At 59.1% G+C, this 24,911-nt stretch carries 26 protein-coding genes; 16 read left to right on the top strand and 10 right to left on the bottom strand.

Annotated elements, in window-relative coordinates:
* Nucleotides 1-12: 12 nt before the first annotated feature.
* The 3 genes from hpt (at nt 13) to Q1A34_RS01865 (ending at nt 2,179) form a co-directional block, all read left to right on the top strand.
* Entirely contained in the window at nt 13-555 is a 543-nt protein-coding gene (hpt, locus tag Q1A34_RS01875; protein WP_300029964.1) for a hypoxanthine phosphoribosyltransferase, read from the top strand.
* Between the two features lie 239 nt (nt 556-794).
* Nucleotides 795-1,277: a cytochrome c gene (locus Q1A34_RS01870; RefSeq protein ID WP_300029961.1), complete on the top strand. Its 483-nt coding sequence runs from the start codon at nt 795-797 to the stop codon at nt 1,275-1,277.
* 23 nt (nt 1,278-1,300) lie between these two features.
* Entirely contained in the window at nt 1,301-2,179 is an 879-nt protein-coding gene (locus Q1A34_RS01865) for a cytochrome c (RefSeq protein ID WP_366942796.1), read from the top strand.
* Nucleotides 2,180-2,182: 3 nt separating this feature from the next.
* Here the strand turns inward: Q1A34_RS01865 and lipA are convergent, their stop codons facing one another.
* On the bottom strand, nt 2,183-3,142 hold the full coding sequence (gene lipA / locus Q1A34_RS01860) for a lipoyl synthase (protein ID WP_300029958.1): 960 nt from the start codon (nt 3,140-3,142) through the stop codon (nt 2,183-2,185).
* A 111-nt stretch (nt 3,143-3,253) separates the two neighbouring features.
* A complete protein-coding gene (locus tag Q1A34_RS01855) occupies nt 3,254-4,417 on the bottom strand; it encodes a DUF6456 domain-containing protein (protein WP_300029955.1) in 1,164 nt (387 codons plus the stop codon).
* 334 nt (nt 4,418-4,751) lie between these two features.
* Here Q1A34_RS01855 and Q1A34_RS01850 point away from each other — a divergent pair, with 334 nt between their 5' ends.
* On the top strand, nt 4,752-5,042 hold the full coding sequence (locus tag Q1A34_RS01850; RefSeq protein ID WP_300029951.1) for a DUF6477 family protein: 291 nt from the start codon (nt 4,752-4,754) through the stop codon (nt 5,040-5,042).
* A 2-nt stretch (nt 5,043-5,044) separates the two neighbouring features.
* Here the strand turns inward: Q1A34_RS01850 and Q1A34_RS01845 are convergent, their stop codons facing one another.
* Nucleotides 5,045-6,586, bottom strand: a complete 1,542-nt coding sequence (locus Q1A34_RS01845) for a trimethylamine methyltransferase family protein (RefSeq protein WP_300029949.1) — start codon at nt 6,584-6,586, stop codon at nt 5,045-5,047.
* Nucleotides 6,587-6,808: 222 nt separating this feature from the next.
* Between Q1A34_RS01845 and Q1A34_RS01840 the strand changes: the two genes are divergently transcribed.
* The 10 genes from Q1A34_RS01840 to Q1A34_RS01795 all read left to right on the top strand — a co-directional run bounded on the left by Q1A34_RS01840 (nt 6,809) and on the right by Q1A34_RS01795 (nt 16,921).
* Complete coding sequence (locus Q1A34_RS01840; protein ID WP_300029947.1) at nt 6,809-7,606, top strand: alpha/beta fold hydrolase; 798 nt, start codon at nt 6,809-6,811, stop codon at nt 7,604-7,606.
* A gap of 150 nt (nt 7,607-7,756) precedes the next feature.
* Nucleotides 7,757-9,331 carry a glutamine-hydrolyzing GMP synthase gene (gene guaA / locus Q1A34_RS01835; RefSeq protein WP_300029944.1) on the top strand — a complete coding sequence of 525 codons (1,575 nt, stop codon included), beginning with the start codon at nt 7,757-7,759 and terminating at the stop codon, nt 9,329-9,331.
* A 22-nt stretch (nt 9,332-9,353) separates the two neighbouring features.
* Nucleotides 9,354-10,217, top strand: coding sequence for a DMT family transporter (locus tag Q1A34_RS01830; protein ID WP_300029940.1), 864 nt, complete (start codon nt 9,354-9,356; stop codon nt 10,215-10,217).
* A gap of 137 nt (nt 10,218-10,354) precedes the next feature.
* Nucleotides 10,355-11,473: an outer membrane protein transport protein gene (locus Q1A34_RS01825; RefSeq protein ID WP_300029937.1), complete on the top strand. Its 1,119-nt coding sequence runs from the start codon at nt 10,355-10,357 to the stop codon at nt 11,471-11,473.
* Nucleotides 11,474-11,588: 115 nt separating this feature from the next.
* Nucleotides 11,589-12,509, top strand: coding sequence for a DMT family transporter (locus Q1A34_RS01820; RefSeq protein ID WP_300029934.1), 921 nt, complete (start codon nt 11,589-11,591; stop codon nt 12,507-12,509).
* A 61-nt stretch (nt 12,510-12,570) separates the two neighbouring features.
* Entirely contained in the window at nt 12,571-13,419 is an 849-nt protein-coding gene (locus Q1A34_RS01815) for an ATPase (protein WP_300029931.1), read from the top strand.
* A gap of 91 nt (nt 13,420-13,510) precedes the next feature.
* Nucleotides 13,511-14,428, top strand: coding sequence for a homoserine O-succinyltransferase (gene metA, locus Q1A34_RS01810; protein ID WP_300029928.1), 918 nt, complete (start codon nt 13,511-13,513; stop codon nt 14,426-14,428).
* Nucleotides 14,412-15,392 (top strand): alpha/beta hydrolase, encoded by a 981-nt coding sequence (locus Q1A34_RS01805; protein ID WP_300029925.1) that lies wholly within the window; start codon nt 14,412-14,414, stop codon nt 15,390-15,392. Before metA ends, Q1A34_RS01805 begins: the two co-directional genes overlap by 17 nt.
* 49 nt (nt 15,393-15,441) lie before the next feature.
* Nucleotides 15,442-16,311, top strand: coding sequence for a polyphosphate kinase 2 (gene ppk2 / locus Q1A34_RS01800; RefSeq protein ID WP_300029922.1), 870 nt, complete (start codon nt 15,442-15,444; stop codon nt 16,309-16,311).
* Nucleotides 16,304-16,921, top strand: coding sequence for a TetR/AcrR family transcriptional regulator (locus Q1A34_RS01795; protein ID WP_300029919.1), 618 nt, complete (start codon nt 16,304-16,306; stop codon nt 16,919-16,921). The genes ppk2 and Q1A34_RS01795 overlap by 8 nt, the downstream gene beginning before the upstream one ends.
* Before the next feature lie 5 nt (nt 16,922-16,926).
* Here the strand turns inward: Q1A34_RS01795 and Q1A34_RS01790 are convergent, their stop codons facing one another.
* The 6 genes from Q1A34_RS01790 to Q1A34_RS01765 all read right to left on the bottom strand — a co-directional run bounded on the left by Q1A34_RS01790 (nt 16,927) and on the right by Q1A34_RS01765 (nt 22,357).
* Nucleotides 16,927-18,159 carry an MFS transporter gene (locus Q1A34_RS01790; RefSeq protein WP_300029916.1) on the bottom strand — a complete coding sequence of 411 codons (1,233 nt, stop codon included), beginning with the start codon at nt 18,157-18,159 and terminating at the stop codon, nt 16,927-16,929.
* Between the two features lie 72 nt (nt 18,160-18,231).
* The gene (locus Q1A34_RS01785; RefSeq protein WP_300029913.1) at nt 18,232-19,287 is read right to left on the bottom strand and encodes an adenylate/guanylate cyclase domain-containing protein; all 1,056 of its coding nucleotides are present in this window, start codon (nt 19,285-19,287) and stop codon (nt 18,232-18,234) included.
* Nucleotides 19,284-19,649, bottom strand: coding sequence for a group 1 truncated hemoglobin (locus Q1A34_RS01780; RefSeq protein WP_300029910.1), 366 nt, complete (start codon nt 19,647-19,649; stop codon nt 19,284-19,286). The genes Q1A34_RS01785 and Q1A34_RS01780 overlap by 4 nt, the downstream gene beginning before the upstream one ends.
* 133 nt (nt 19,650-19,782) lie before the next feature.
* Complete coding sequence (rpsI, locus tag Q1A34_RS01775; protein ID WP_300029908.1) at nt 19,783-20,274, bottom strand: 30S ribosomal protein S9; 492 nt, start codon at nt 20,272-20,274, stop codon at nt 19,783-19,785.
* A gap of 2 nt (nt 20,275-20,276) precedes the next feature.
* Nucleotides 20,277-20,738 (bottom strand): 50S ribosomal protein L13, encoded by a 462-nt coding sequence (rplM, locus tag Q1A34_RS01770; RefSeq protein WP_300029906.1) that lies wholly within the window; start codon nt 20,736-20,738, stop codon nt 20,277-20,279.
* Nucleotides 20,739-20,941: 203 nt separating this feature from the next.
* Complete coding sequence (locus Q1A34_RS01765; protein ID WP_300029904.1) at nt 20,942-22,357, bottom strand: PLP-dependent aminotransferase family protein; 1,416 nt, start codon at nt 22,355-22,357, stop codon at nt 20,942-20,944.
* A 93-nt stretch (nt 22,358-22,450) separates the two neighbouring features.
* On the opposite strand from Q1A34_RS01765, the gene Q1A34_RS01760 reads away from it, so the two are divergent.
* Complete coding sequence (locus Q1A34_RS01760) at nt 22,451-22,684, top strand: DUF1127 domain-containing protein (RefSeq protein ID WP_300029902.1); 234 nt, start codon at nt 22,451-22,453, stop codon at nt 22,682-22,684.
* Between the two features lie 76 nt (nt 22,685-22,760).
* Here Q1A34_RS01760 and Q1A34_RS01755 read toward each other — a convergent pair whose 3' ends face one another.
* Nucleotides 22,761-23,180, bottom strand: coding sequence for a PaaI family thioesterase (locus Q1A34_RS01755; protein ID WP_300029900.1), 420 nt, complete (start codon nt 23,178-23,180; stop codon nt 22,761-22,763).
* A 340-nt stretch (nt 23,181-23,520) separates the two neighbouring features.
* On the opposite strand from Q1A34_RS01755, the gene trmFO reads away from it, so the two are divergent.
* On the top strand, nt 23,521-24,873 hold the full coding sequence (gene trmFO / locus Q1A34_RS01750) for a methylenetetrahydrofolate--tRNA-(uracil(54)-C(5))-methyltransferase (FADH(2)-oxidizing) TrmFO (protein WP_300029898.1): 1,353 nt from the start codon (nt 23,521-23,523) through the stop codon (nt 24,871-24,873).
* Nucleotides 24,874-24,911 lie beyond the last annotated feature (38 nt).

The following is a 24,911-nucleotide window of genomic DNA, read 5'->3' as shown; positions in this document are numbered from 1 at the left end:
AAGGTCTTTCAGATGTCTGCGCGTCCATATGTCATAGATGAGATGATTTCAGCCAAGTCCATCGCGGCACGGATCGAAAGCCTGTGCCGGGAAATCCATTCGGAATTCGGCGATACGGACAAGCTGATCGTTGTTGGCCTTTTGCGGGGCAGCTTCGTCTTTATTGCTGATCTGGTGCGGGAGCTGGATCTGCCCATCGAGGTCGATTTTCTTGAGGCGTCCAGCTATGGCGACGGGATGGAAAGCAGCCGCGAGGTGCGTATTCTCAAGGACCTGCGGGGGGCGATCGAGGGCCGCGATGTGCTGGTGGTCGAGGATATCGTCGATACCGGACACACGCTGAACCATGTGACCAACCTGCTGAAAAGCCGCCAGCCCGCCCGCCTTAAATCCATTGCCCTGCTGGACAAACCCACGCGGCGCGAGGTGGACTTCAAAGCCGACTGGACCGGTTTTGAGATCCCCGATGAGTTTGTGGTTGGCTATGGGATTGATTTCGCCCAGCGTAACCGCAATCTGCCCTTTATCGGCTCTGTGCGGTTTACGGATACATAACCCTGTGCCGGCGGTTTCCAGCGCTTTGTGACCGGGTCAGTACAGTCAATCACCCTATAAATCCTCCGTGCGCGGGTGATTCCTTTGGTGTCTGTATGTAAACGGAAGCGCGTCGGGATTGGCCGTGATGCGCAGATCACAATCACTCGACCGTAACATTCCACCCTATACTGTCGTGCAGACTGTGCTACGCTTCGGATCAGTGCGCTGAAATCTACAGGGTTCCAGGAGATAAATTCATGAAAAAACTGACAATTATCCCGCTCATCAGTGCACTTGTGCTGACGGCTGCCGTGGGCAGTGCGCTTGGCGACGGTCACGCAGACAAAGACATGGCCGCCGCAATCAAAGCACGAAAGGCACAGATGACGCTGATTTCCCACAACATGGGCATCCTCGGTGGCATGGCCAAGGGCCAGATAGAATTTGACACCGCCAGGGCATCGGCAGCAGCCGAAAGTCTGGCCAGTGTTGCCCGTCTTGACCGCAGTCTTCTGTGGGTTGAAGGGTCAATCCAGGGTGATGTACCCGATACGCGGGCCAAAGCGGAGATCTGGAGCGATGCTGCCGGCTTTGAAAAAGCCGCAACGGGGCTTGAAACTGCTGCAGATGGCCTGGTTGCAGTCGCAGGGCAGGACCTTGCTGCCCTTCAGGCCGCCATGAAGGCGGCAGGCGAAAGCTGCGGCGTGTGTCACAAGGCCTATCGCGGCCCTAAAAACTGAACGGGCCGCAGATGCTGCGGGCTGTGTTTCGACTTGTCCTGACAGCCGGGCTGTTCGGCGCGGCGGTTTTCTGGTGGCTGACGCGGCCAGATCCGCTGCCCGATGACCAGACGCTGCCGTCAGCAGATGCAGAGGCCGGTGCGCTGGTGTTTGCGGCTGCGGGCTGTGCTTCGTGCCACGTCGCACCGGGTGCTGATGACGCAGAACCTGCCGTACTTTCCGGCGGCAGGGCGTTTGCCACGGACTTTGGTACGTTTTACGCGCCAAACATTTCACCGGACCCGGCATCCGGCATCGGTAGATGGACCGCCGCCCAGTTCACACGCGCAGTGCAATCCGGTGTGTCGCCGGACGGCCAGCATTACTATCCCGCCTTTCCCTACACCGCCTATGCTTTCATGACCCGCGACGACATCGGCGATCTGTGGGCCTATATGCAGACACTGCCCGCGTCACAGGTCCCAGGCAAAGCCCATGACGTGGGTCTGCCGTTCAGTATCCGCCGGGGTCTGGGGTTGTGGAAGCTGATGAACCAGAGCGGAGATTTCCACCTGCAGGGTGATCTGAGCGCTGAGGAAGAGCGCGGGCGCTACCTGGCTGAAGCACTGGGTCACTGCACGGAATGCCATACGGCGCGCGACAGCCTGGGCGGGCTTGACCGTGACCGCTGGCTTGCGGGCGCGCCATCGCCCACAGGCAAAGGTCGTATTCCCAATATTACGCCAGGCGTCCTTGGCTGGTCAGAGGCGGATCTGGTGGCCTATTTCACCAGTGGTCTGACCCCGGACTATGACAGCGCCGGGGGCGATATGGTCACAGTCATCGAAAACCTCGCAAAGCTGCCAGAGACCGACCGCGCGGCGCTGGCGGCATATCTGTTGCGGATCGAAACAGTGAACTGACCCTCAGCCGAGGCCCAGCTTGCGGTTTCGTGCCGCGCGCAGGCGCGCGAAATCATCACCGGCGTGATAGGAGGACCGGGTCAGCGGCGTGGCCGAAACCATCAGGAACCCCTTGCCATAGGCCGCTTTTTCATAGGCCCTGAACTCATCAGGCGTCACAAAACGGTCGACGCGGTGGTGTTTCGGCGTCGGTTGCAGATACTGCCCGACGGTCAGGAAATCGATATCTGCTGCACGCATGTCCTCCATCACCTGAACCACGGCCTGTCTGTCTTCGCCCAGTCCCACCATGATGCCGGATTTGGTGAACATCGACGGGTCAAGTTCCTTGACCCTCTGCAGCAGACGCAGCGAATGGAAATAGCGCGCGCCCGGACGCACCTCCGGATAAAGCCCTGGCACGGTTTCCAGGTTGTGGTTGAACACATCCGGCCGCGCCTCGACCACCACCTCCAGGACCGCAGGGTCACAGCGGATAAAGTCGGGTGTCAGAATCTCGATTGTTGTTGCCGGGCTGCGGTGGCGGATCGCACGGATGGTCTGGGCAAAGTGATCTGCGCCACCGTCCTCGATATCGTCCCGGTCCACAGAGGTAATGACCACATGGTTCAGACCGAGCTTTTCGACCGCATGTGCGACACGGCCAGGCTCAAAGGCATCGAGGTCCTCGGGGGGTTTGCCCGTTGCGATATTGCAGAACGTACAGGCGCGGGTGCAGACCTCGCCCATGATCATCATGGTGGCGTGACCCTGGCTCCAGCATTCCCCGACGTTCGGGCAGCCCGCCTCTTCGCAGACTGTCACCAGGTTGTTGTCGCGCATGATTTTTGCGGTATCCGCATAGCCCTTACCGCCCGGCGCCTTGACGCGGATCCAGTCCGGCTTTTTGGGTTGCGGATTGTCGGGCCGGCGCGCCTTTTCAGGGTGGCGCTGCTCGGGGATTTTCAGGTCGCGGGTGGCCATGACGGTCCTCCATTCGGATTTCCACCTGTCTACCCCGTTTCGCTGGCGCGGTTCAACCTGCGGGTCTGTCGCAGGGCGCATAGCCGTCCTGCACCAGACACACAGCAGAGCTCAGCCGATAAGCGGCCCGCCAGGCCCGACGGTCTCATCATAGTGACGCTTCAGGCGCATCAGGGCGATGCGCAGGACAATCTTGCCCGAGCGGGCCGACCAGCCAAGCTTTTTCTCTGCTGTTTCAAGCCCTTCAAGATGGCAGCAGCAGCGCAACACGACATCCGACAGCCCTGGCCCGAGATCTGTCAGCGCATCTGCGACACGTTTGCGCGCATTGGCCGGGCCGTCCCCCACGCCGCTGTCCGGCACATAGCTGCCGTGTCCGCCCGCCGTCAGAAACCGGTCCCAGTTCTGGGTCACGCGCGGCCCCATCTGCGCCAGCTCAAAGTCTTCGCGCAGACGTTCGCCGACCGTGACAAGATCATCGCCGAGAAAGTTCTCGCCGTTCTTGTCGCGGCGTCGGGCCAGTGCGGTGAGCGGGCTTTCCGCCAGATTATAGCGCATCCGGCGCGGGCGGCCTGTATCTGCGTCCGGCAGAGTCTTTTCCCCCCACTGGCGATGCTGATCTGCAAATGGGGCCTGGGCATCGGCGAACCCGCGGACAGGCTGATCATCCCCCTGCTCGAGCATTGTTTCCAGCGCCGTGCGTCCCGCCGCGGTGATCGAATACCGCGTGATGCGTCCCGACTTTGCCGGCGTAATCCAGTCTTTCAGCGCCAGGGCTTCGGCCACCGAACGCTCGACAACGCCTGTGCGCGTTGCCTGACCTGCTGCGCCATCGCGCACGATCACGGCTTTTTCCATATCAGTGGCAACTGCAAGAACAGCGCCCTTTTCACACAACCGGCGCAGCACACGGCGCGCTTCGGCCATCAGCAGTGCGTCGTCGGAAGTGCTCTCTTCAGAGGTGATCTTTTCCTGAAAACTCATGCGTAACGGATCCTTTTCATACTCAAAGTCGGAACGCGGGCTGTGAAAGTGCACTTCACCCAGCGTGCGCAGTGCCGCGTCAACCAGAGGGTCGTCGCGGCGCGTTTCAATCCGCCGGATCTGGCGCAGAACAGTAGAAGCGTGACATCCCGCTGCCCGGGCCAGAGCCCGTATCGGCAGACCGGCCTCTGTATGGGCCAGATACATCTGTGCAGAAGCGGGAACCCAGTCGGGTATCGTCGTTTCGTCTGCTGTCCTGTGCCGGACCTGTGGGAAATCCTCGTGTGTCATCTTATCCTACCGTAACCAGTGCATTGAAGGTTGCATTCAGAATTCTGATGCAACCTAAAAGTGCATTAAGTTACCTGTTGGTTAATATCCGGCATTCCCGATAGTATTGTATCTATTGGATAAACAGTATTTAAACCACCGACCGGTATCTTGCACGAATACGCAACAGTCCCGCCACATTGTTGCTGATCAGACTTTCTTCATCACTCTTAACAGAACCCTGGCATGCCGGTACGTCCCGCCCTGCCCGGCGCAACACCCGGCAACGCTGTGTCATAGTATGCCGGCCCGACCTGCAGATCAGGTAAGTGGCCGCCAGAAAAGGACGACACACATGCAAGACGTACTCTCAATGCTCCACGCTCTGCGCCGACCCCCTCTGCTGATGCGCGCGGCAAGAATAGGTGCAGACGACTACCGGCGCGCCACACATCTGCCCCGCCTGCTGGGATATGGCCATCTGCCCCGCCACAGCGCGGCCCTGCTGCGGCTGATGGAACTGGAGGCGAACCTGAACAGCCAGCGGCTGGCCAGCGACACAGGCTACAGCCTCGTGCGTCACGTGGATATTCTGATCGCGATGCTGGGCGAGGCCCGGGTGCTCAAAGCATCCCAGACTGTCTGAGATTACATAAAGCTGTCGGGCACTTCGGCTTTTTTACGTGTGATGAAATCAGACAAGGCCTCATTGATCGCCGGGTCAAGTGCCGGCTGCTGGTAGTCACCCAGCAGTTTTTCGACCCGCTGAGCGGCCAGCATCTGCGTATCGCGCGCACCTTCATCTTCCCAGGTCTCATAGGGTTTGTAATCCAGCAGATCGGACTTCCAGAACGCCGATTTGAAATTGTCCTGGGTGTGGGCGCAGCCCAGATAATGCCCGCCCGGACCGACCTCGCGGATCGCATCCATTGCCTGGGCATTCTCGTCAACACGGACACCCTGTGCCAGATGGTGCAGCGTGCCAAGCTGATCTGCATCCATGACAAATTTCTCGAACGACGACACCAGACCGCCTTCGAGCCAGCCGCAGGAGTGTAGCATAAAGTTCACGCCCGAAAGCAGGCCCATGTTGAGACTGTTCGCTGTTTCATAAGCTGCCTGCGCGTCCGGAAGTTTTGATCCACAGAAAGAACCTGCCGAGCGGTAAGGCAGACCCAGACGCCGGGCCAGTTGCCCCGCACCATAGGTAATGTGCGACGCTTCGGGCGTGCCAAAGGTGGGGGCGCCTGAGTTCATATCGATCGATGTGACAAAGGCCCCCATGATCACCGGCGCACCGGGGCGGATAAGCTGGCTGTAGGCAATACCGGCCAGAACCTCTGCCAGAACCTGGGTCAGTGTGCCCGCCACAGAAACGGGCGCCATGGCGCCACCGACAATAAAGGGCGAAATGATGCAGGCCTGGTTGTTGGTCGCATAGACCTCCAGCGCACCCATCATCACATCGTCAAAGGTCATCGGCGAGTTGATGTTGATGAGCGAGGTCATCACAGCGTTTTCCTGCACGAAATCCTTGCCAAACAGAATTTCGCACATCTCAACACTGTCCTGGGCGCGGCTGGGTTCGGTCACTGACCCCATAAACGGCTTGTCACTCAGGGTCATATGCGCGTGCAGCATATCAAGGTGGCGCTTGTTCACCGGCAGGTCGGTCGGCTCGCAGACGGTACCACCCGAGTGGTGCAGCCATTTGGACATGTAGCCCAGTTTCACAAATTTGTTGAAGTCTTCCATAGTGGCATAGCGGCGTCCGCCAGCCATATCGCGCACAAAGGGCGGCCCATAAACCGGCGCAAGCACCAGACTGTTGCCACCTACAACGACATTACGATCAGGATTGCGCGCATGCTGCGTGTAGGACGAGGGCGCTGTTTTGCACAAACGGCGCGCCAGACCCCGTGGAATGCGCACACGCTCGCCGTCGATGTCCGCACCGGCGTCTTTCCAGCGTTTCAATGCGGCCGGGTTCTCGACGAAATTAACACCGACCTCCTCAAGCACGGTTTCCGCGTTGTATTCGATGATCTCCAGCGCTTCCTCGGTCAGAACCTCGAAATTGGGGATATTGCGCTCGATGAACTTCGCAGTTTCAAAAGACACCGCACTGCGTTCCGCCCGTCGTGCTGCACCACCACCACCACGTGCCCGTCTGCGCTCTGCTCCTGCCATGATCCCACCCTTTGTGCTGGACAACTGGCCCCGGTGTTACCCTGGCCATGAACAGCCCCCCGCGCCGGTAGCGGCGAAGCAGGGAAAAAAGCGACATTACCCTGCGATAGGGGGCCGCTGATTTGCCAAAAAAACATGGCCTGGTCCGTCAATGCGCTTTGACCAGGCGCGATACACGGGGTTACCGTGGCCTTGTTTTGCCGGATTGTTTTGGAAATCGCTATGAATCTCAAATCTCTTTCCGCATTTGTTTTGGCTTTTCTGTTCTGGGCAACAGCGTCTCACGCTATTACTTTTGCAAGCGCGCGCGCCGAAAACGGTGGAAACACAACCGTCATTTTTCTGCATGGCTTTGTCAGCGACGCCAGAACCGCGTGGCAACACCCTGTGTCCGGCAAGTATTGGCCGGATTTCTTCCGGACAGACTTTACCCTTTTTTCTTTCAACAGCGCTGTCGTTGACTATTCCACATCGCTCAATGATCCCCGTCTGGGCATTGACGATGTAGCCGCCGACGTAACGCGTGAACTCCGGCTTTTTCTGCAGAACCGCCCCACGGGAGAGAGAATCATCTTTGTCGGTCACAGCCTTGGCGGCATCATAGCCCGAAAGGCTCTGCTCGAAGATCCTGACATCGCTGGCCGAACGCTTGCTCTCATCACTCTTGGCACGCCCATGGCAGGTTCCCGCTTCGCGACGCTGGCGTCGCGCATGGGCTTTCGGGGTGGCATAGTGAACGAACTGCAACGCAGCAGTGATGGAAATTATCTCGGGTCATTCACGCAGCAATGGGTGAATGCACAGCGACAAATGGGCATACCGGTTCATTGTGCAGGAGAAGAAAGGGACGTGGTTGGCGACAGCATTGGCCGTCTCATGGTGGTGCAACCGTTCAGCGCCCGGCGCACATGTGATGATTTTGAGATTCTTACCGATCACGACCACCAGAGCCTGGTAAAGCCTGAGGATACCAGTGACGACATCCACGAATGGCTGAAGGAACATCTGCAACGCTACTGACCCTCTGACCGGAATACATCTGTGCTGCGCCACCAGCAGATGCTGCATTCGCGGCCCTGGTCTGCACAGATCCCGGGCCCTCGCTCATTATTCCCTGCAAGCGCGCGCCGGGGGCTTGCCACCGGCACCCCCTGCCCCTAATCAGCGCACATGAGCATGATTGATCACGACCGCCTCCTCATCATCGATTTCGGCAGCCAGGTCACGCAGCTGATCGCGCGTCGCCTGCGCGAGCTGAATGTCTACTGCGAAATCCATCCCTATCAGAATGTCTCAATGGAGATGGTCCGCGACATGGGCCCGAAAGCAATCATCTTCTCAGGGGGCCCGGACAGCGTGGTCCGTGACGGCTCCCCGCGCCCGCCCGAAGGCATTTTTGAATACGGCGTCCCGATCCTGGGTATCTGTTATGGCCAGCAGGTCATGATGCAGCAACTGGGTGGCCGGGTTGAGGGTGGCAAAATTTCCGGCGGCGGCGGAACGGCTGAATTTGGCCGCGCATTCGTGACGCCAGCCGGATCGCTGGATCTGCTGGAGGGCTGGTTCGATGGCGGCCCGGAACAGGTCTGGATGAGCCACGGTGATCATGTGGCCGAACTGGCCCCCGGGTTCGAGGTCTTTGGCACTTCGCCAAACGCGCCCTATGCGATCACGGCCGATCCCGCGCGGCATTTCTATGCGGTCCAGTTCCATCCCGAAGTGCACCACACTCCGCGCGGCGCGAAACTCTATGAGAACTTTGTGCGTCTTGCAGGTTTTACCGGCGACTGGACCATGGCCGGGTACCGCGAACAGGCTATCCGGACGATCCGCGAGCAGGTCGGCGACAAAAAGGTGATCTGCGGTCTTTCCGGCGGCGTAGACAGCTCGGTTGCCGCGGCGCTGATCCACGAGGCGGTTGGCGATCAGCTGACCTGTGTGTTTGTCGACCACGGTCTGCTGCGCAAGGACGAGGCGCAGGAAGTCGTGACGATGTTCCGCGACAACATGAACCTGCAGGTCATCCACGCCGATGAAACCGATCTGTTTCTGGGCGAACTCGAGGGCCAGTCTGACCCGGAGACCAAACGCAAAATCATCGGGCGTCTCTTTATTGATGTGTTCCAGAAATACGCAGACGGGATCGAGGGCGCGGAATTTCTGGCACAGGGCACACTCTATCCGGACGTGATCGAAAGTGTCAGTTTTTCGGGCGGCCCGTCTGTCACGATCAAATCGCACCACAATGTGGGCGGCCTGCCCGAAAAGATGGGTCTGAAACTGGTTGAGCCGCTGCGCGAACTGTTCAAGGACGAAGTGCGCGCGCTGGGCCGCGAACTTGGCCTTCCGGCGAGCTTTATCGGTCGTCATCCGTTCCCCGGGCCGGGCCTCGCGATCCGCTGTCCGGGCGAGATCACCCGCGAAAAGCTCGACATCCTGCGCGAGGCTGATGCGGTCTATATCGACCAGATCCGCAAACACGGGCTCTATGATGATATCTGGCAGGCGTTCTGCGCCATTCTGCCGGTCCGGACGGTGGGTGTCATGGGCGACGGGCGGACCTATGATTTTGCCTGTGCGCTTCGGGCGGTGACCTCGGTGGATGGTATGACGGCGGATTACTATCCTTTCAGCCATGAATTTCTGGGCGAGACGGCCACACGGATCATCAACGAGGTACCGGGCATCAACCGCGTCACCTATGACATTACGTCAAAACCGCCGGGCACCATCGAATGGGAATAACACCCCGCTGCGGCAAAACACCGTGAGCGCGACACTCAAAGCCTGTCTCTGGATGATTGGTGCTATTGCATCCTTCTCTTCGATGGCCGTGGCCGGGCGGGAGCTGTCGACCTCGCTCGATACGTTCGAGATCATGATGTACCGCAGCATGTTCGGTCTGGTGATTGTGACCGGCGTTGCACTGGCCGTGGGTACTCTCGGCCAGGTAAACACCCGGGATTTTCGCCTGCAGACGGTGCGCAACCTCGCGCATTTCACCGGGCAGAACCTGTGGTTTTACGCCGTCACAGTGATTCCGCTGGCCCAGGTCTTTGCGCTGGAATTCACTTCGCCGCTCTGGGTGATCATTCTGTCGCCGCTGGTGCTCGGCGAAAAGCTTACGCTGATGCGCGGTGCGGCAGCCATTTTGGGCTTTATCGGCATCCTGATTGTCGCCCGCCCCGATATGGCCGGCATAAACGCCGGCGTCATCACGGCGGCCTCCTCGGCGATATTTTTTGCGCTGACCATCATGTTCACCAAAAAGCTGACCCGCACACAGAGCATTATCTGCATCCTGTTCTGGCTGACCGCAATGCAATTGGTGTTTGGCGTGATTGCCGCCGGCTATGACGGGGATATCGCTGTTCCGGACAGCGGCGCCCTGCCCCTTGTTCTGCTGATCGGTGCTGCGGGGCTTATGGCCCATTTCTGCATGACCAGCGCACTTTCGCTGGCACCGGCCACGGTTATCGTTCCCGTGGATTTCATCCGGCTGCCAACGATCGCGGTGGTCGGAATGCTGCTCTATCAGGAGCCGCTGGAGATCCAGGTTTTTGTCGGGGCTGCGATCATCTTTGCCGGGAACTACCTTAACCTCTGGTCGGAAACCCGAAAAAAAAGTTAATCTGACGTCGGGTCACTTTGTATTGTGCCCCTGCGTCACGAATTGACCGGTGCCGCAATCGTGATTAATTGCCGCAACCTTTTTGCAATATCGCACAGCGCCAATAACAACAGGCAGTCTTCTGGGGAGGAGATTTCATGAGAGTATCGATCACAAGTGTAACAGCATTATGTCTGGCAGCAGGCGGTGCATCCGCAGGCGGTATTGACCGGTCTGGTCAGTCCATCGGCGTATTGTTCGAGGAAGGGCGTTATCTGGAACTGAACGCCGTCAGCGTAACACCGGAGCTGACCGGTGATGCGCGTGCGCCATTTGCCAGCGGCTCAGGATCCGGCGATGTTGCCCCCAGTTATTTCCGCTGGGGTGCGGCCTACAAAGCGGACATCAACGACAAGCTGTCCTACGCAATTATTCTGGACGAGCCCTTTGGCGCAGACGTCGAGTATCCCGGTGGAACGGGCTATTTCGCATCAACCTCGAACGCCGAATTCGACAGCCGGGCACTGACGGGCCTGCTGCGCTACAAGCTTAACTCTGGCTTTTCTGTGTACGGTGGCCTGCGCATTCAGTCTGTAGAGGCCAATGCTGACGTCAACTTTGTGCGTCCGGTCGGTCCGCCCTTGTTTTACTCTGCGAATGCGGATGTTCACTATGGTGTCGGTTATGTCGCCGGCCTGGCTTATGAAAAGCCTGAAATCGCATTGCGCGTCTCACTGACCTACAGCTCCGAGATTTCACACAGCGTAGACACCAACGAGACCGTTCTGGGGTTCGGGTCGCTGTCAACCTCGACCGAGTTCGAAACACCGCAGTCCGTCAATCTGGAATTCCAGACGGGCGTCGCTGCTGACACTTTGCTCTTCGGTGGTATCCGCTGGGTAGACTGGTCAGATTTTGCACTCGACCCCTCGCTTTACCAGACTGTTACAGGGGGCTCCAACCTGCTCAGCTATGAAGAAGATGTTGTTACCTACACTCTGGGTGTCGGCCGTCGTCTGAACGACAACTGGTCGGTCGCTGCATCTTTGGGCTATGAGGAAAACACCGGTAATCTGTTCACAAACCTCGGCCCTGCCGATGGTCAGGAAAGCCTGTCTCTGGCGGCGATCTATTCCGAAGGAAACTACGAGATCACAACAGGCATCCGCTACATCCGCATTGGTGACACAACGACAGGTGTCAGCGGAACGCCTGCGGCAAACTTTAACGACAACGACGCCATCGCAATCGGCGTAAAAATCGGCTTCCGTTTCTGATCGGCGCGCCTGATCTTACTGGTTATTGAACTGAAAACGCCCGCCTGATCGCGGGCGTTTTTCTTTGCGCATGATCCGGGTGGCAGGGGCCCGGAAACCCGCCTAGTGTCCGTGTATGACAGCACAGAAATCCATATCAACGCGGGCCTGGGGGCTTTTACTGCTGCTGGGCGTCATCTGGGGCGCGTCCTTTGTCTCCATCCGTGTGGCACTGGACGAAATTGGCCCACTGACCTCTGTCGCCCACCGCACCGGATGGGCCATGGCTGCGCTCTGGCTTGTCGTGCTGATGATGCGGCTGCCTTTTCCGCGCGGGTTCCGGATCTGGAGCGCCTTTCTGGTGATGGGGCTGCTGAACAACGTCATCCCCTTTGGACTGATGGCCTGGGGACAGCTCTGGATCGAAAGCGGGCTGACCTCGATCCTGAACGCCGCCACGGCAATTTTTGGTGTTCTGGCTGCTGCGTTGTTCTTCTCGGACGAACGTCTGAGCCTTCGCAAATTTACCGGCGTGCTGGTCGGCTTTGGTGGTGTGACCACCGCAATCGGCCTTGAGAACCTGCGCAACTTTGACCTGCGTTCGCTTGCACAACTTGCGGTGATCGGCGGTACGTTATCCTATGCGCTGGCCGGCGTCTGGGCGCGCAAGACCTTGGGCGGTCTGAAACCTCAGGTCGCGGCGGCGGGGATGCTGACAGGGTCCACCCTCATTACGCTGCCGCTGGCCATTGCTGTTGAGGGCCCGCTCAGCTTTTCTCTGGAACCGCGCACGGTGCTGGCCATCGGATACTACGCCCTGATCGCCACAGCGGGCGCCTACCTGCTCTATTATCAGGTGCTGGCGCTCGCTGGCAGCGGCAATCTGTTGCTGGTGACGCTTCTGATCCCGCCTGTTGCCATCGTCATGGGAACGCTGATGCTCGGGGAAAGCCTCAATCCCAATGCCTATGCCGGGTTTGTACTGCTGGCGGCCGGACTGGCCATAATCGACGGGCGTCTGCTGCGTGTGTTTGCCCGCCCGGTCCGCACCGATTGACGCCCTGCCCGCGCAGGGCTAGGACAAAGCACAGGTTTTCAGGACAACGGGCGCCAGTGCTATGCTTTATTCCAATGCCAGCGAATGGCGCGCCGCACGGCGGAAATCCGTTCTCGTCTACGGTATGTCGGGACTGGGCAAGACCCATATGTCGAACCTGTTGCGCGCCAGTGGTTCGTGGTTTCACTACTCTATCGATTACCGCATTGGCACCCGCTACATGGGCGAATTCATTGCAGACAATGCCAAAGCGGAGGCGATGAAGGTCCCGTTTCTGCGCGACCTTCTGATGAGCGACAGCATTTACATCGGCTCGAACATTACCTTTGACAATCTGAGCCCCGTCGCGACCTATCTGGGCAAACCCGGCGACCCGGACAAAGGCGGATTGCCGATGGCAGAATACGCGCGCCGCCAGGAACAGTTTCGCCAGGCTGAAATTTCCGCCCTGCGGGATACATCGCGCTTTGCCGCACGCGCCGAAGCGCTCTATGGCTATCCGAATTTCATCTGTGATACCGGTGGCTCGATCTGCGAATGGGTGGAAGCTCATGATGATCAGGACGCCTTGCTCAAAGAGCTTTCCTCTGACTGCCTGATGATCTGGATTCGCGGCGACGAAGCACATACGCAGGAGCTGATCCGGCGGTTTGATCGCGCGCCAAAACCTATGGCTTACCAACCTGCATTCCTGGCACAGGTCTGGCAGGAATATCTGCGTGAAAACAATTGCTCAGAGCGCGATGTTGATCCAGATGATTTTATCCGTTTCACCTATGCCCGCGCTCTGGCGCACCGCCAGCCCCGGTACGAGGCCATGTCACATTGGGGCATTACCGTTACCGCTGATCAGGTTGCAGCATTAAGGACTCCTGAGGACTTTGATGATCTTGTTGCCGCCTGCCTGTGATGGCGCGCACGGTCTCGTGACACTGCCGCTCTTGAGACAGACCTGTCAAAGGGCTATCTGACCACTCTCACTGTGAAACCGGAACACACACATGCCGATCAAGATACCCGCCGACCTGCCCGCCTATGACGTGCTCAAGCGCGAAGGTGTGATGGTCATGGATCCTGATCAGGCCGCGCGTCAGGACATCCGCCCCCTGCGCATCGGGCTGCTGAACCTGATGCCAAAGAAAATACAGACAGAAAATCAGTTCGCCCGTCTGATCGGTGCCACGCCGCTGCAGATTGATCTTACGCTGATACGCATGTCCGAGCATCAGACCCGCAACACGGCAGCCAAACATATGGAGAGCTTCTATCGCCCGTTTCAGGAAGTGAAACAGGAGAAGTTCGACGGTCTGATCATCACCGGCGCACCGATTGAACATCTTGCTTTCCCGGATGTGACCTACTGGGACGAGCTGCGGGAGGTGATGGACTGGACACAGACTAATGTGCATTCCACCTTTGGCGTCTGCTGGGGCGGCATGGCGATGATCAATCATTTCCACGGTGTGAAAAAACACATGCTGGATGCCAAGGCCTTTGGCTGTTTCCGCCATCGCAATCTGGCGCCGGCCTCCCCCTATCTGCGCGGCTTTTCGGACGACTGCGTCATTCCGGTGTCGCGCTGGACAGAGATGCGACAGTCCGAGATCGACGCGGCAACCGGTCTGACAACCCTGCTGGGCAGTGAAGAAGCCGGGCCCTGCCTGGTGGAAGATCCCGGCCACCGGGCGCTCTATATCTTCAACCACTTTGAATACGACAGTGATACGCTCAAGCAGGAATACGACCGGGATGTTGCTGCGGGAACGCCGATTAATGTGCCGATGAACTACTATCCGGAGGATGATCCGTCGCGCACGCCGCTGAACCGGTGGCGCAGTCACGCGCATCTGCTTTATGGGAACTGGCTGACCGAGGTGTATCAGGACACACCCTACGATATCGATGCGATCGGGACGTAAAGCCATGGTCCTGCTGGTGCTTTGCGGGCTGGCGTTTTTTGCCTTTGTACAGTGGCGCGCCGCATCACATGAGGCAGCGGCAATGGATGCCTATCCGCCATCGGGCAGCTTCGCAGAGGTCGACGGCACCCGAATTCATCTGACAGTCTCCGGCCAGGGCCCTGATATCATTGTCATTCACGGCGCCAGCGGCAGTCTGCGCGATGCCACATTCCGCCTTGTCGGCCAGTTGGAGAAAAACCACCGGGTGATCGCAGTTGACCGCCCGGGTATGGGCTGGTCGGAGCGCCCGCCGGGCTATGGCGGCGTCTGGAATACTGCCGCCGAACCGCCCGCACTGCAGGCGCGTCTGCTGCAGCGCGCCACCGACACGCTGGGCGTAACGAACCCTGTGGTCGTGGGCCACTCTTATGGCGGGGCTGTCGCCCTGGCCTGGGCGCTGGAACGACCCGATCAGACCGCCGGCCTTGTGCTGCTGGCGGCGGCCTCAAACCCCTGGCCGGGCAGTCTCGGCGCGCTTTATCAGATCAACGCTTCTCTGGCGGGCAGTGTCTTTGTGATACCGCTGATCACCGCGCTGACCCCGCGCGGCCTGGTGGAAGACACCGTCAGCACGATCTTTGACCCACAGGAGGCACCAGAAGGCTATCTGAAGCATTTTGGCCCGGAAATGACCCTGCGGCGCAATACGATGCGGGCCAATGCACAGCAGGTGAACGGGTTGCGCCCCCATATCGTGGAGATGTCCGCGCGGTACAACACACTGGAAATGCCTGTGGAAATCGTGCACGGCACGGCGGATACGATTGTACCGCTGCACATCCATTCCGAACCCCTGTCCGGCCAGATCCCCGGGGCTGTGCTGACGAGGCTGGAAGGTGTGGGCCACATGCCACAGCATGTTGCTTCCGAAGCGGTTCTGGCTGCCATTGACCGTGCCGTGGCCCGCGCGGGTTTGCGTTAATCGGATTAACATCCCATATAGGTCAGGCAATATACCAGCGGAGGCCGCGATGGACCTGCCCTTTGACGGTGCGATCAGCGCCTTTTTCGAAAACGACGCGCCAAAGCAGGTGCGGGATGCAATCCGCCGCCAGGATGGCGGGCCGATTCTGTCAGGATCATACCCACACTCAGAACGTCTTGCCCGCAAACCCTACGAAAAAGATCTCGCCGCTCTGCAGATCGAGCTGGTCAAGCTGCAGGCCTGGGTCAAGGAGACCGGCGCGCGGGTCGCTATCGTGTTCGAAGGGCGGGATGGCGCAGGCAAAGGTGGCACCATCAGCCGTTTTCGCACCAATCTGAACCCGCGCGGCGCGCGGATTATCGCACTGTCCAAACCGACCGAAACAGAGCGCACCCAATGGTATTTCCAGCGTTATATCAATCACCTGCCCGCAGCCGGTGAGATCGTGTTTTTTGACCGCAGCTGGTATAACCGCGGCGTGATTGAACCGGTTTTCGGTTTCTGCACAGATGAACAGCGCGAACATTTCTTTGCACAGGTAAAGCCCTTTGAGGAGATGCTGGCCGATGACGGCACTCATCTGGTCAAGTTCTGGCTGAATGTCGGACGCGCAGAACAGCTGCGCCGGATGCTGGCCCGCGAGCGTGATCCGCTCAAACAGTGGAAGCTCAGCGGCATCGATGTCAAAGGCCTGGGCAAGTGGGATGCCTACACCCACGCTATCGCGGATACGCTCAAACGCAGCCATACGGCGGCTGCACCCTGGACCGTTGTGCGGTCTGACGACAAACGCCGTGCCCGGCTGAATGCCATCCGCTCTGTCCTGCATGGTCTGGACTATGACCGCAAAGACACCGGCGCCCTAGGCGCGATCGATACAAAGATTTGCGGCGGCCCGGACATCTGGAATGCCTAAACGGGGCTATCACCACGGCAATCTCAGGCAGGCACTGGTTGATGCAGCGCTGGAGCTTATTGAGCTGCGCGGCCCCACGGGGTTTACCCTGTCGGAGGCCGCAAAGCAGGCAGGTGTGACGCCTGCCGCCGTTTACCGCCATTTCGAAGGCCGGGATGACCTGATCGCAGAGGCTGCGCGCCAGGGGTATGAGATTTTCGCCGATCTGATGGAATACGCCTATGAAAAGGGCCAGCCCTCTGCGCTGGCAGCTTTTTCCGCGACGGGCCGGGCCTATCTGGCCTTTGCCCGCAAATACCCCGGCCACTATATCGCGATGTTTGAAAGCGGGATCAGCGTCAACCGGACGCCAGAACTGGCGGCTGTTTCAACGCGTGCCAATGCGGTTCTGGAAAGGGCGGCGACCGATCTGAGTGTGCACATTCCGGAAGACAAACGCCCGCCTGCCTCGATGTTCTCGGCGCATATCTGGGCGATGAGCCACGGGGTCGTCGAGCTCTTTGCCCGGAACTCGCCCGGACGCGCCTCGCCCTTCCCGCCCGAGGACCTGCTGGAAACCGGGATCGGGATTTATCTGCGCGGCCTGGGTCTGATCACACCCGACGGATAACGCTGTCAGAGGCGCAGTTTCCGCGCCCCATACACCAGCAACACCCAGGCTCCGGCTGCCGCGATCATAAAGGGCAGCCGCAGCGCCGCTTCGCGCCCCAGGGGCTCCTCTCCCAGCGACACAATCCAGCCGCCCAAGAGAGCACCGACAGGCATCATGCCCCAGCCAAAAAAGCGATAAAGCGCGTTGACCCGGCCCAGCAGCTCATCCGGGATACGGCGCTGACGGTAAGAAACCGTCACGATGTTCCACATCAGGGCGGAGAATACCTCGATAAACAGTGCCACCCCTGCCACACCCGGGTTGCCGGTCAGCGCGAGGATCGCAAAGGGCAGCGGGATCAGGAACAGGGCCAGGATCACACCACGCTGTGGGCCAATCCGGGAAATGATTCTCGGCCCCAGCACGCCGCCCAATACGCCCCCCGCAGCCCCCACGGCCATCAGCACACCATGTCCTGCCGCCGACAGTCCCAGCACTTCCTGCGAGAACAGGATCAGGATCGTCATCGCCATGACAGAGATGCCGTTGATGAATCCCAGCATCACAGCCAGCCGGAAGATGGTCGGATTGCCGCGCATCCATTGCCACCCTTCGTACATTTCCGTCCGGATGCGGCGACGCGGGGGATTGGCGCGTTGCGGTATGGCGATGCACCAGACCAGCAGGGCCGCGACGCCAAAGGTGACCGCATCCAGAGCAAAGGGCGCCGGAACCGCCAGCGCGATCAGCAGACCCGCCAGTGGCGGCCCCACGAACGACCCCATGATCTGCTCAACGCTCCAGAGCTGTCCGTTGGCGCTCTCAAGATCCGGTTTTGGGACAATCGAGGGCAGAACCGTCTGGGCGGCATTGTCTCTGACGACTTCTGCGGTGCCCAGCATCATGCCCAGGGCGGCCAGCGCCAGAATATACCCCAGCGGATCTCCTCCCGGGGGAAACGCCGGGATCGAGAAAATCAGCGAGATCACACCGCAGGTCAGCAACAGCCGGAAAGTGTCTGCGCGCACCATCAGCAAACGCCGGTCGTACCGGTCAACCAGAACGCCCACGGGAATGGAGAACAAAAGCCAGGGCAGCGTTGTGGCAAAGGCCACCAGAGCCACCAGCGCCGGGTCGCGCGTGATCAGCGTCGCCAGCCAGGGAAAGGCCAGCGCCGAAACACCATCGCCAAGGTTTGATACAGCCGTCGCGGAAAAGAGCAGACGAAACGAACGGTTTTTTGCAAGAAGTGCCATCAGCCGGAAGAAGACTGGTGCAGGGATGCAGAGTCAAATGCAATCAGCGTGGGAAGAGCCCGGATGGACGGATCAGAAACTGCGCGCCAGCGAGAGATTGCCCTCGACGTTGATCAGCTCCATCGACCCCAGCCCTTTGATGTCATAGGAGCCGATCTCGTCAATCTGAAACCCATCAATCAGGTCATATTTCATACCGATCGGGGCAACGATTTTCATCGGGTGCGCAAAGACTTCGAGGCGTGAAGCCATGTTTACGGCCGGACCAAACACATCGTATACGTATTTCTGAACGCCCACGACGGAGCCAACAGCCGCACCGCTGCCCAGACCAATACGGGCCTCCCATCTGAACCGGTGGCTTTGGTTGCGTCTTTCCAGAAAACGCAGAAACCGAACCGCGCAGTTCGCGACCGCAGTTGCATGATCGGGCGTTTCTTCGGGCATGCCGGCCACGGCCATGTAAGCATCCCCGATTGTCTTGATCCGTTCGACGCCAAACTGCTCACTGATGCGGTCAAAGGCGGTGAAAATATCATTCAGTTCACCCAGCGTTACTGTTGGATCATTCTGCTCGGTGAAATCCGTAAACCCGACAAAATCAAGCATCAGAACCGAAACATTGCGGTACAGCTGAGGGGTCACCACGCCAAAGGTTTTGTATTCTTCATAAACCGTGCGGGGCATCAGATTGAGCAACAGTTTCTCTACCCGCTCTTTTTCGCGTTCCAGCTGGCGTGTATTGCGCTCGACCATTTTGGAATAGCTGTCGATCACCTGCTCCAGTTCGCGCATACGGGTGATGTTCTGACATTCGGCGACGATCATCTTTTCGCCCTCAACCTCGGCCAGGTGCAGGCTGACAGATATCACAAGCGTGCGGCGGCGAGGTTTGACAGAAACCTCCCCCGTAAAACGACCGGTGTCGCGCAGCGCGTCCGTCGCGGCACCGCGTATCGCTTCAATGGCTTCAGACAGGGCCCCTTTTTCGGTGGGATCGCCGAACCAGTCCCTGAACGCCGCGTTATGATAGTAGACCGTCAGGTCTGACCAGCGCAGTATGGCAATTCCAACGCCAATCGATTTCAGCAATTGTTCGTTGATGGTGGTCAGCGTGTTGGCTGTCATTGTACGCCGGGGCGCAGAATAAACCCGCGCCGCGCCTCGAAATCGCGCGCAACCTGGCGGATGTCGGCTTCTGCCATACCGTGTTCGCGCATTGCTTCGCTGAGAAGGCCCACAATTTCCTCAAACTCGGCAACAGTAATTTCCAGGGCATGGTGTACGTGGGCCAGCCGGTCATCTGTCATCGCGTGTGGCCCGCCCATCAGCGCGGACACAAATTTGGTCTGATGGTCCATCAGGGGCGGCATGTCTACGCCGTCAAAATGATGCCCGACAATGTCGCTGTCCAAAACTTTTTCGTAAAACGACAAAACCACCCGGCTGACAGCGCCGAAACCACCGTATTTCTGGAAAGTGCTGGACATAGTTGCGTACCCGGTTCCCGACACCTTTGTACGGTGAAGTCCGCAACCACGCAAGAAGACTGCCGGCACATGGCCGCAGACGGCAAAAAGGCCGCCTGAAAAAGCGGCCTTTGAGCAAGGATAAAATTCGTTTTCAGCGTTTGGAGAACTGGAAGCTCTTACGCGCTTTGGCCTTACCGTATTTCTTACGCTCAACAACGCGGCTGTCGCGTGTGAGGAAACCTGCGGCTTTCAGAGCGCCACGCAGGGACGGATCATACAGCTGCAGTGCCTTGGAAACACCATGCTTGACCGCACCGGCCTGACCGGAAAGACCACCGCCCTTGACCGTCGCCACGACGTCAAACTGGTCGGTTGTACCGGTGATGGTGAACGGCTGTGCCAGGATCATCTGCAGAACAGGGCGTGCAAAATATTCATTCTGCGGCTTGCCGTTCACGGTGACCTTGCCGGAACCGGGTTTGATCCAGACGCGGGCGACCGCATCTTTACGCTTGCCGGTTGCATAGGACCGGCCGAGGTCGTCACGGACGGGCTCGCGGGTGATGACCTCTGCCTCGGGGGCTGCGGCCTCAACGCCGGCCACCTGGCCCAGCTCTTCGAGTGTGTTGATTTCTTCAGCCATCTTTATGCGCTCCGGGTGTTTTTGCTGTTCATGGATTTCACATCCAGAACTTCGGGGCTTTGTGCCTCGTGGGGGTGCTCGCCACCGGCGTAAACGCGCAGGTTTGTCATCACCTGACGGCTCAGGCGGTTGCCGGGCAGCATGCGCTTGACCGCCAGGGTCACAATGCGCTCGGGATGCGCGCCCTCAAGGATCTGCTCTTTGGTGCGGGACTTGATGCCGCCCGGGTGGCCGGTGTGCCAGTAGTGGTGTTCCTGACGCTTTTTGCCGGTCAGCTGGACTTTGTCAGCGTTGATGACAATCACGTTGTCGCCCATATCCATGTGCGGCGTGAAGGACGGCTTGTGCTTGCCGCGCAGACGCTGTGCGACGATCGATGCAAGACGGCCCAGAACAACGCCCTCGGCGTCGATCAGGATCCATTTCTTGTCGATGTCTGCGGGTGTTGCAGAGAATGTTTTCATGGACGGTTCCCCGTTTGAGGTGGCAGGCCATATCAGATGCGGTACGGCCTCAATTCGATTGGGGCGTTATAAACGAGCACAGTTTCGCGTCAAGCGCCACAATGGTAATAAAACATAATAGAAACAACGTATTGAAATATAGGTACCATATTACCCCACATTTCCCATGCTGTTACGCCCGGTATTTCACGGACTTTGGCAGATCAGACACTCAACTGCTCAGGCGGGCCGTCAAGCAGCTGCCGCAGGCGCAGAACAGCGGCCTCGAAACTCTGCAGCGACACACCGGCATTTACCGCCAGTCGCACAGCATGGGGCGCTCTGGCATCCCGGCAGACAAACTCCTCGGCCGTTCTGATCTGCACGCCTTCAGCCTCGGCGGCCTGGCAAAACGCGCTCGCCCGCCAGCCCAGCGGCAGCCGCAGCCAGAGAAACGGAACATTTGCGCGCCAGACCACGTCGTAGCTGCCCAGAATGTTAACGGCACTCTGGACGTAGAGCTCGAAGGCGCGGCGTGTTTCTTCGGCCAGTGCATCGATCTGTGGATGCGACAAAAGCTTGGCACACAGGTCAATCAGTGGGGTCGCCAGCCCGAAACAGTTGTATTCCGCAACCCGGCGCAGGTCCGCTGTCCGCCCCAGCGGCGCAATGGCAAATCCGATCCTCAACGCGGGTGTGAGCGTTTTGGCCAGTGACGACACATACCAGCCCCGCTCGGGGGCCAGCATCCGGTAGGTCGGCGCGCGGTCAACGCGCATACGGTAGCAGTCATCCTCGACAATCTGCAGATCACAGCGACGGGCCACATCCGCCAGCGCCTGCCGCCGGCTGAGCGGCGTGAACAGACCCGTCGGATTGTGCACCTCGGGCGAGGTACAGAAGATCTGCGCGTCATGGGCCCGCGCTGCTTCTTCCAGGGCTTCGGGAATGACCCCCTCTGCATCCATCGCAACCGGGACCACATCAGCGCGCAGCAACTCAGCGGCCCGGCGGAACCCGGGGTACGACAACTCCTCGATCAGCACCGTCGGACGGCGGCCCTGCAAAATACTCTGAAATATCAGGGAAAGCCCGTTCTGTCCGCCATGCGACAGCACAATATCCTGCTCGCCAAAAGCGCCCAGCGGAGTGCCTGCCAGCCAGCGGACCACACCCTCCCGTGCGGGCTTTGCCCCGGTGCGGCTCGGATAGTGCATCATGCCTGAGGGCGGGTCCTGCGCCACCTGCCCCAAAAGGTTCCGGATCAGCTTGTCCTGCCCGACGGCGGGCAGGTGCGGCGAGAACATGCTCACTTTGTAAACGTCACCATCCGGCTGGGACCTGTGGGCTACAACATCAACTTCGATGGGCGCTTCTGCTACGGGCCCCTGAGTGCCTGACGCAACAAATGTGCCGCGCCCCACCTCGGCGGTCAGCACGCCGCTTTCGGTCAGTATGGTATATGCGCGGGCAACTGTTCCCGGGGTGATCCTGAGTGTCCAGGCCAGATCCCGCACCGGCGGCAGTTTGCCCCCTTCCTTCAGCAACCCTTCCTCTATCCCCTCCCGGATCAGTCCGGCAACGGCCTTGTATTTGGGTCCGTCGTAGGTTTTGAGTTCCGGCTGCCAAATTGTACCCATTACAATATTTCTCTCGATTGTTTGTAACGCATTTTGTATCAATACGGTGTAGCAAACCTGCTATATTGTGTCAATACAATAAAGGAGATTCCCATGACACAGGATATGACTCTGTCGCCCCGCACGCTTGACTATCTGAACCGGACCCGTTCGGTGCCGGTCCTGTCGCTCATCGCGGTCGAATTTGCGGTCTGCCTGTCGAAATGGGCCACACGGCGACGCACCAGACAAACGCTGAAACAACTCAGCACCTGGCAGCTCGCAGACGTTGGACTGACACCGGAGATGGCTGACAAAGAGGCGTCAAAGGTGTTCTGGCGCGCGTAACCTCCCCGGTACGCGTTTACAGACCTCTTCCTGCGGCCGGGCAAGTCCTGGCCGCTTTTTTGTGCGCATCTCCGCCTCAGCGCGGCGGAATAGAATAAGTCAGTCCGGCGCGCGCCACGGGTTTTTCTGTACCTTCGGAGAACAACAGGACATCACAGACCGAAAGCGCGCGCCCCAGTTTGAGCAGTTTTGTGTGCGCAACCAGATCGCATCCGGCGGCGGGTTTACGCATAAAATCAATCGAACAGTTTGTCGTGACGGCCAGTGCTTCACGCCCGATATGGGCAACCGTCATCATATAGGCCGCCACATCCGCAAGCGCGAACATCGACGGCCCCGACACGGTGTTTCCGGGACGCAGATGCTTTTCGGCGGTGATCAGACGAACAACCAGACTGTCCTCTTCCAGCCTGTCCAACGCAAAATCGCCACGGACCTGTGGGAACACATCCTCAATAAAGGCAATAAGTTCGGGGGCTGTGAACTTCAGGGACATAGGCGCTCCATTCGACTTTCCCGGGAACTTTGCCTGGAATTGCCGCCAGAGCAAGCGACAGCACTGTTAACCATGCGTAATTGTTTCCAAATCAGGCCGGCAGCGTTTCCGGATAACCCCCTTATAATTTGGGCATGAATGTGACACATATAGGGCACAGGCAACGATGCCTGATGCCGATTTTGGGTCGCCGTCTTGCGGAACGTCCCTCCAGGTCAGCCTCTCACTGACCGACATGCCCGCAGCGGCGACCCCAAAAACGGATCTTCCTCTTACGACATCGCAGACGCAGGCGAACAGGCGTGTTGCGCATTTGCGGTCCCTGCCCTACATGGCGGGCATGGCACAGAAACTCCACATCATCGGCGGCGGTATGGCCGGATCAGAAGCTGCCTGGCAGGCAGCGAACCTCGGCGTCGAGGTCGTTATCCACGAGATGCGCCCCACGGTCGGTACTTTCGCGCATCAGACCGGACTGCTGGGCGAGATGGTCTGCTCCAATTCGTTCCGCTCTGATGACAGCGAACAAAATGCTGTGGGACTGCTGCACTGGGAAATGCGGGCCGCCGACGGGCTGATCATCAGCACCGCCGACAAACACCGGCTGCCTGCGGGCGGCGCGCTTGCGGTTGACCGGGACCCCTTTGCGCAATCCGTTACCGATGCCTTGTCGGCCCATCCCAATGTGCAGATTGAGTACGGTGAAATCACATCCCTGCCCGAAGATGGCACCTGGATCATTGCGACGGGTCCGCTGACGTCTTCGGCACTGGGCGAGGCCATCGCATCAGAAACAGGCGCCGAGGCGCTGGCCTTTTTCGACGCCATTGCCCCGATTGTCTATCACGACAGCATTGATATGAGCCGCGCCTGGATGCAGTCGCGTTATGACAAGGGCGAAACAGAGGAAGAGCGCACTGCCTACCTCAACTGCCCGATGTCCAAAGACCAGTATGAAGCGTTTATCGACGCGCTGCTCGAAGCGGATAAGACAGAGTTCAAAGAAGGCGAAACGGCTGGCTATTTTGATGGCTGCCTGCCGATCGAGGTGATGGCCGAACGCGGACGCGAAACGCTGCGTTTTGGCCCGATGAAACCCGTGGGCCTGACCAACCCGCATGCGCCCGACGAAAAACCATGGGCCGTCGTGCAGTTGCGCCGCGATAACAAACTGGGCACGCTTTACAACATCGTTGGCTTCCAGACCAAGATGAAGTACGGCGCGCAAACAGATGTATTCAAACGCATTCCCGGCCTGGAGAACGCCAGTTTTGCCCGTCTGGGCGGCATTCACCGCAACACTTTTCTGAATTCGCCCACCCTGCTCGACGGTCAGATGCGTCTGCGCTCGCGGCCCAACATCCGCTTTGCCGGTCAGATCACCGGGGTCGAGGGCTATGTGGAATCTGCGGCCATGGGTCTGCTGGCCGGCCGTCTGGCGGCGGCGGAAATACAGGGAAGGTCTCTGGAAACGCCCCCCGCAACCACCGCGACAGGCGCACTGATCACGCATATCTCAGGCGGCGCAGAGGCAAAGACCTTTCAGCCAATGAACGTAAACTTCGGCCTCTTCCCGCCTGTCGAGGGCCTCAAAGGTGGCAGACGCGGACGCAAAGACCGCTACAAAGCCTACACAGACCGGGCCAAAACGGACTGGAAAGGCTGGCTGCAGGGCGCGCTCACACCAGCATAAAGGCTGTTGTCTGGACACTCTGTCTGGGGTGGCTTTAT

This window comes from uncultured Roseobacter sp., assembly GCF_947491795.1.
In the GTDB taxonomy this organism is placed as follows: Bacteria; Pseudomonadota; Alphaproteobacteria; order Rhodobacterales; family Rhodobacteraceae; genus Roseobacter.
Note: the sequence above shows the minus strand (reverse complement) of the source record. Positions and strands in the feature narration are given on the sequence as shown.